Raw genomic sequence first — 6,851 nt, 5'->3', positions numbered from 1 at the left:
TTCGGCTGGCGACTTCACCCTGGGCTTTGGCGGAGGCGTTGCACCGATGTGGCGAGAGCGACGCTTGCGCGCCAGCTCGACTTGTTTTTGCCGCTCGCGGAAACGCTGCATTTGCTCTTCGGTGTGTGTGCCGTGGCAATGAGGGCAACTGATGCCTTCTTCGTACTTGGGCGAGGCCTTGTCTTCGGCGGATAGCGGCAGTCGGCACGCACGACAGAGCTCGTAATCGCCCGGCTCGAGGCCGTGACCGACTGACACCCGTTCGTCGAAAACAAAGCACTGACCATCCCAGCGGCTTTCGGCCTCGGGCACCGTCTCGAGATACTTGAGAATGCCGCCTTCCAGGTGATAGACCTCGTCATATCCCCGGGCACGCATGTATGCCGTGGACTTCTCGCAGCGGATGCCCCCAGTACAGAACATGGCGACGCGGGGTTTTTTCTGAGGATCAAGCAAGCCACCCTCGCGGGCCTGCTCGTCTACCCATTCGGGAAACTCGGTAAAGCTGCGAGTACGTGGATTGACTGCGCGCTCGAACGACCCAATGGCCACCTCGTAATCGTTGCGCACATCGATCACGACAACCTCGGGGTCTGAGATCAGCGAGTTCCACTGTTCGGGCGGAACATACGTGCCGGCCATGGTCTGCGGCTGAACATAGGGCACGCCCATTGTCACGATTTCTCGCTTGAGCTTGACCTTGAGCCGGTAGAAGGGCTGCTTGTCCGCCCATGACTCCTTGTGCTCCAGGTCGGCCAGACGACCATCGTTACGCAGATACTGCAGCACCGTACGCACGCCGGATTCGGGGCCGGCGATCGTTCCATTGATCCCCTCTTCTGCCAAAAGCAAGGTGCCGCAGATATCGTGCTTCTTGCAAAAGTCGTAGAGCGGTTCGCGCAACTCGCGATAGTCGGGAAGAGACACGAATTTATATAGTGCCGCGACAAGAAACTGGGCCATGAGATGAAAAAGATCGATTACAAAATTGCCATTTTACCCCTCGCCCCTGTTGTAAGGCCCAAGACGAGCACGTAAGATAAGCGTTCGAAGTCCAGCGCCAGCCACTTCTGCAGCTGCAAGACGTCAAACCCCCAGATGCAGCTTAATCGGGTCCCGCCATGCACATCATCATCCCCGACGATTATCAGGACTGCGTGCGCTACCTCGGCTGTTTCGAAAAATTGCTTGGCCACAGCGTCCAGGTTTTCAACGACTCGACAAAGGACGTCGCGCAACTGGCCTCGCGCCTTGCCTTGGCTGAGGCACTGGTACTGACACGTGAACGCACCGTGATATCGGCTTCTTTACTTGAACAGCTTCCGCGGCTCAGGCTCATCAGCCAGACTGGCCGTGCCGGCTCGCATATCGACATTGACGCCTGCACCCGGTACGGGGTGGCAATTACCGAAACCCAAAGCACGGGCAACTCTACCGCCGAGCTTGCCTGGGCGCTGATACTGGCAAGTCGAAGACATATTGTCGAAGAACGGAACCGGTTGCGAGACGGCTTGTGGCAAGGTCACCTTGGGCAGCAGCTGTACGGTTCCCGGCTCGGCATCTGGGGTTATGGGCGCATAGGCAGGCAGGTTGCCGCCTACGGCAAAGCCTTTGGCATGAGGGTGTGGGTCTGGGGAAGCTCCGCCTCGCGTTCCCGGGCAATTGATGACGGCTACGAAGCAGCTTTTTCCCGGGAAACTTTTTTTGAACAAAGCGATGTGCTGAGCGTTCATCTGCGACTGGCGCCAACGACCCGGGGAATCATCACACGCAGCGACCTCGAACGCATGAAGCCCACCGCTTTATTTGTAAACACAAGCCGGGCCGAACTGGTGCAGCCTCAGGCGCTGGAACATGCGGTACGCCACGGTCGCCCTGGGTTTGCAGCTATTGACGTCTTCGAAAGTGAGCCGGTTTTGGGTGCTCGCGACCCGCTTCTGCACCTTCCCAACGTGCTGTGCACGCCCCACATCGGCTTCGTCGAGCGGAACAACTATGAATCGATGTACGGACAAGCCTTCGACAATATCCTTTCGTACCTGCAGGGACGCCGCGACCATCTTTTGAACCCGGAGGCGGCAGAGCACGAGCGCCTGCAGACCAACAAGAGCATTGAGCGACGTGGGCAACGGTGATAGACTGCTATTTACCAATTGATAAATAAATCAATCGAAGTCTGCCGCGGAGGTTACACCATGGCTATCAAACGCCTGGATCATTTTTCGGTTCGAACGCTCGACCTCGATGCATCGCTGAAGTTCTACACCGACATCATGGGTTTCAAACCGGGATTCCGACCTCCGTTCAACTTTCCCGGTCACTGGCTGTACAACCGCGAGCCCTACCCGGAATCAAATGGCGTGGTCCACCTGATAGGCATCGACCCCAACGATCAACAGGGCTTGAACGACTATCTGGGCAGCCGGGATCCCGAATCGATGCAAGGCGGTGGAGCCGTCGACCACATGGCGTTTCTCGCCACCGATGTCCAGGACATGCGAAAGCGACTCAAGAAACATGGCCTGCCTTGGCGCGAGCGCGAAGTCCCCTCCCTGAGCCTGCTTCAGGTATTTCTGGAAGACCCGAGCGGCGTCACGATCGAGCTCAATTACCCCGCTTCTGAAGGGCCGGCACTGGATTCGACTCAAATGTAAAAGGCAATTCAGTGGCGCAATCATTACAACAGAAGCGGAAAGCCATCGTCATTGGCGGATCCATGGGGGGACTCTTCGCCGGCAATATGCTTTGTCGTGCCGGCTGGAAAGTCGACTTGTACGAGAGAGTGGCCGGGCCGCTTTCCGACCGGGGAGCCGGTATCGTGACTCACGACGAGCTTCTGAGTGCACTTGAGCTGGCTGGTGCCCGTGTCGACGAGCACCTGGGCGTTCGAATCTTTGAGCGCGCAACCATCGATCGCCATGGCAACATAGTTGCCAGCCTGCCCTACGATCAGATACTTACTGCGTGGAGTCGACTCCTGCACGTTCTCGAAGAGGCCTTTCCCTCCGACCACTACCATCGCGGCAAGGTCCTCAAGTATGTTCAGCAGGACAACAACTCGGTTACTGCGCATTTCGACGACGGATCCCGGGACACCGCCGACATCCTGATCGGAGCTGACGGAATCCGATCCACCACACGCGCTCAGCTCATGCCAGACCAGCAACCGGAGTACGCAGGCTATGTCGCCTGGCGCGGCCTGGTCAACGAAGATGAACTAAGTTCTGCGGCCCGCGACCAGCTCATGGACAGCTTCGCCTTTTGTTTGCCACCCGGTGAACAAATGCTTACCTACCCGGTGGCCGGCAAGGAAAACGCCACCGCCAAAGGCTCAAGACGCCTGAACTTCGTGTGGTATCGCCCGGCTGCGTTCGACACAGAATTGAAGCGCCTGCAAACCGACTCGACCGGGCACTGGCATTCTGACGGCATACCTCCGGGCGCGATACGGGAAGATGTTCTGGACGAAGTCCGATCATCGGCCACGGCAACCCTTGCGCCAGTGTTCGCAGAAGTCGTCCACAAGACACCGCAGCTCTTCTTCCAGCCAATTTTCGATCTCGAGGCCCAAAAAATGGTATGTGGGCGCGTGGCGCTTCTGGGAGATGCGGCCTTCGTCGCGCGGCCTCACTCGGGCATGGGGGTAACCAAGGCTGCCTGCGATGCCATCGAACTTGTGCGTGCGCTCGATGCTTGTCCACAACTGGATGAAGCGCTGAACGCTTACCAGACCTCAAGAATCAAATTTGGCAGGGCCATCGTCAGGCAGGCGCGGAACATGGGTGCCTGCATTCATATCGGCTCAGGTTCTGAACACCAACGCCAGATGGAATTGCGATACCGTGATCCTGAAACGCTCATGCGCGAGACCGCAGTGTCGCTTCAATACCTGAATCTTGATTCAACTGCCTGAGCCCGGTTCCAGGGGGAAGCCGGCCCTGAGGGCCTCACGCAGATAGGCCACCAGTAACTGTGACGCTCGCGGTACATGAGGTGTGTACGGCCTGATCGCGTAAAGCGAATCGCCAAACACTCCCGCCGGCTGCCAGTTGGGCAACACTTGAACCAGGTCACCACGGGCCAGCGCCTGTTGCGCCGAGAAATCCGGAAGCACAGTAATGCCCAGCCCTTCTTGGGCGGCCTGGCGCAGACCCTCGCTATTGTTGACAGCGAAAGGTCCGCTTACAGGCACAACACAGCGCTTGCGGTTAGCCTGTCGCTTTCCGACTGGTTCAAATGTCCATACGGTAGTACTTTGCCGGCGCGGGTAATGCAGACAAGCATGGGCGGCCAATGCGGCGGGATCTTCAGGCCACCCGTTCCGTTCGAGATAGGCAGGGCTGGCCACCAGAACGGACCGTACGGCGCACAAGGCCCAGGCGACGTAGTTCTGCGGTGGCGTTGACGTGTGGCGAATCGCCAGGTCGAAACCTTCGCCCGCTACCGAGCTAAGCTGATCAGACAGATCCAGCTCGATACGTATGCGCGGGTTCTGTTTTAGAAACCCGGCCAGACGAGGAACAAGCTGCTGACGAGCCAGCGCCACAGGCGCACTCAGGCGCAAGGTACCTTGCGGCGAAATGGCCTGTTCACGAACGGCCTCAAAACTGTCGGCAATATGATCAAAGGCGCCGCGCGTGCTTTCCGCCAATTGCTGGCCGGCTTCAGTCAGGCGGACGCTTCGTGTAGTGCGGCGTACCAAGGGCACTCCGGCGGCTTCTTCGAGTTCGGCGATGCGCTGGCTCATTGCGGCCTTGCTGACGTTTAGGAACTCAGCTGCCCGCGTGAAGCTGCCCTGATCAGCCAGGACGGACAGCCAGTGCACATGCGACCAGAGAGCGGTGATTTTCTTGTCAGTCATGCACTGCATTATTCAGTATTTTGAACAATGAATCCAGGGTTCTGGACTATCTAGAAGCTGTTTCCGAACGTAGACTGGGCTGCATATCTCCACAACAATCCTGCGTACTCATGCAAGCCTATACAGACACCGCCGACGTCGGCCACTACATCAACGGACAGGAAACTTCTGGTGCCGCGCAGAAACGAAAAGACGTTTTCAATCCGGCGCTGGGTCAGGTTGCTCGTCAGGTCATCATGGCCGACCAGAACGATGTCAATCAGGCCGTCGAATCGGCAAAGCGGGCGTTTCCCGCCTGGGCCGACACATCTCCCTTGCGACGCGCGCGCGTCATGTTCAATTTCCTCAACCTGATGAACGAGCATCGCGATGCTATCGCCGCCATCATCACCGCCGAGCACGGCAAGGTGTTCAGCGACGCCCAAGGCGAAGTCTCACGCGCTATCGACGTCATCGAGTTCGCCTGCGGCATACCCCAACTGCTCAAGGGCGACTTCACCGACCAGGTGGCTACAGGCATGGACAACTGGACCCTGCGCCAGCCGCTGGGCGTCGTCGCGGGAATCACCCCATTCAATTTCCCATGCATGGTCCCTTGCTGGATGTTTCCCGTGGCCATCGCGGCGGGCAATTGCTTTGTCCTGAAACCCAGCGAGCGAGACCCGTCCGCATCCCTGTACATGGCCAGGCTATTTCGCGAGGCCGGCCTGCCCGAAGGCGTTCTTAACGTCGTGCAGGGCGACAAAGTTGCCGTCGATGCTTTGCTTTCCCATCCCGACGTCAAGGCGGTCAGCTTTGTCGGATCCACCCCCATTGCTCAATACATATACGAGCAGGCTGCACACTACGGCAAGCGAGTGCAAGCGCTTGGGGGCGCCAAGAACCATCTCGTCGTCATGCCGGATGCCGATCTGGACCAGGCAGTCGATGCTCTGGTCGGAGCGGCCTACGGATCCGCCGGCGAACGCTGCATGGCCATCTCGGTAGCGGTGCTGGTCGGCAGTGTTGGCGATCAGGTGGTTCCCCTGCTCGCCGAGCGGGCAAAGGCATTGCAGGTGCGTAACGGAATGGATCCCAAGGCCGAGATGGGGCCGGTCGTCACCCGGGAAGCGCTGGAGCGCATCGAGAACTACATACAGGTGGGCGTTGACGAAGGCGCAAGCCTAGTCGTTGACGGACGTGGATACAAGGTAAGCGGCCACGAAAACGGTTTCTTTACGGGCGGCACCTTGTTCGACCACGTCACTCCGGAAATGCGCATCTATAAAGAAGAGATCTTCGGACCTGTTCTGTCGTGCGTGCGCGTCGACGACTTCGGCGCGGCGATTGATCTGATCAATGGGCATGAGTTTGGAAACGGCGTCTCGTGCTATACCCGCGACGGTCACGTCGCGCGCGAATTCGGTCGGCGGATCCAGTGCGGCATGGTTGGCATCAACGTACCTATCCCTGTCCCCATGGCGTGGCACAGCTTTGGCGGCTGGCAAAAATCCATGTTCGGAGACATGCATATATATGGTGAAGAAGGCGTGCGCTTCTACACCAAGCAAAAAAGCATCATGCAGCGCTGGCCCGAAAGCACCGGCAAAGGAGCCGAGTTTGCGATGCCGGCACCCAAATAAAACGAAATAATTACTCGATAAATAAAACACGCTGGAGTAACTAGAACGATTTAAAAATAGTATTGGATCAGGCCGGCACTACTACCTATATTATCGGCTGATCAACAAGGAGACAGGAGACAGTCCCATGGTCCATCGCTACGACGAAAACAAATTCACGATCGATCTGGTTCACGAAACTGCCAAACGCTGCTGCAACTGGGGCAAGTGGGGGCCTGACGACGAAATCGGTACGCTCAATTACGTCACCCCCGAAGATGTCACCGCCGCCGCCCGCCTCGTGCGAAAGGGCAGCGTCTTCTCTCTGGCACTCGAATTCGATCGCGAAGGCCCCCAAAAAGGCTTATGGGGCAACCGGTACAACCCCA

At 58.1% G+C, this 6,851-nt stretch carries 6 protein-coding genes and 1 pseudogene; 5 read left to right on the top strand and 2 right to left on the bottom strand.

Annotated features, from left to right (window positions below; genetic code table 11):
- Positions 1-963 (bottom strand): rhodanese-related sulfurtransferase (locus Q1J88_RS12520; RefSeq protein ID WP_301118060.1); only part of this gene is annotated, 963 nt, incomplete at its 3' end.
- A 158-nt stretch (positions 964-1,121) separates the two neighbouring features.
- On the opposite strand from Q1J88_RS12520, the gene Q1J88_RS12515 reads away from it, so the two are divergent.
- Genes Q1J88_RS12515 through Q1J88_RS12505 form a run of 3 tightly spaced genes read left to right on the top strand, consistent with a single transcriptional unit; the run spans position 1,122 to position 3,913 of the window.
- Positions 1,122-2,135, top strand: coding sequence for a D-2-hydroxyacid dehydrogenase family protein (locus Q1J88_RS12515; protein ID WP_301118059.1), 1,014 nt, complete (start codon positions 1,122-1,124; stop codon positions 2,133-2,135).
- 60 nt (positions 2,136-2,195) lie between these two features.
- A complete protein-coding gene (locus Q1J88_RS12510) occupies positions 2,196-2,654 on the top strand; it encodes a VOC family protein (protein WP_301118058.1) in 459 nt (152 codons plus the stop codon).
- Positions 2,655-2,665: 11 nt separating this feature from the next.
- Positions 2,666-3,913, top strand: coding sequence for an FAD binding domain-containing protein (locus Q1J88_RS12505; RefSeq protein ID WP_301118057.1), 1,248 nt, complete (start codon positions 2,666-2,668; stop codon positions 3,911-3,913).
- Here the strand turns inward: Q1J88_RS12505 and Q1J88_RS12500 are convergent.
- The gene (locus Q1J88_RS12500; RefSeq protein WP_301118056.1) at positions 3,902-4,861 is read right to left on the bottom strand and encodes a LysR family transcriptional regulator; all 960 of its coding nucleotides are present in this window, start codon (positions 4,859-4,861) and stop codon (positions 3,902-3,904) included. The genes Q1J88_RS12505 and Q1J88_RS12500 overlap by 12 nt on opposite strands.
- Positions 4,862-4,971: 110 nt before the next feature.
- Between Q1J88_RS12500 and Q1J88_RS12495 the strand changes: the two genes are divergently transcribed.
- Both Q1J88_RS12495 and Q1J88_RS12490 read left to right on the top strand, forming a co-directional pair.
- A complete protein-coding gene (locus Q1J88_RS12495) occupies positions 4,972-6,483 on the top strand; it encodes a CoA-acylating methylmalonate-semialdehyde dehydrogenase (protein WP_301118055.1) in 1,512 nt (503 codons plus the stop codon).
- A 127-nt stretch (positions 6,484-6,610) separates the two neighbouring features.
- Positions 6,611-6,851: pseudogene (locus tag Q1J88_RS12490) on the top strand (cyclase family protein); the annotation flags it as partial.

It is taken from the genome of Pusillimonas sp., assembly GCF_029263785.1.
Lineage (GTDB): Bacteria > Pseudomonadota > Gammaproteobacteria > Burkholderiales > Burkholderiaceae_B > Pusillimonas.
Note: the sequence above shows the minus strand (reverse complement) of the source record. Positions and strands in the feature narration are given on the sequence as shown.

Coding starts and splice junctions, on each gene's coding strand:
- Q1J88_RS12500 (WP_301118056.1), bottom strand. CDS start 4,861: ATGACTGACAAGAAAATCACCGCTCTCTGGTCGCATGTGCACTGGCTG.
- Q1J88_RS12510 (WP_301118058.1), top strand. CDS start 2,196: ATGGCTATCAAACGCCTGGATCATTTTTCGGTTCGAACGCTCGACCTC.
- Q1J88_RS12515 (WP_301118059.1), top strand. CDS start 1,122: ATGCACATCATCATCCCCGACGATTATCAGGACTGCGTGCGCTACCTC.
- Q1J88_RS12495 (WP_301118055.1), top strand. CDS start 4,972: ATGCAAGCCTATACAGACACCGCCGACGTCGGCCACTACATCAACGGA.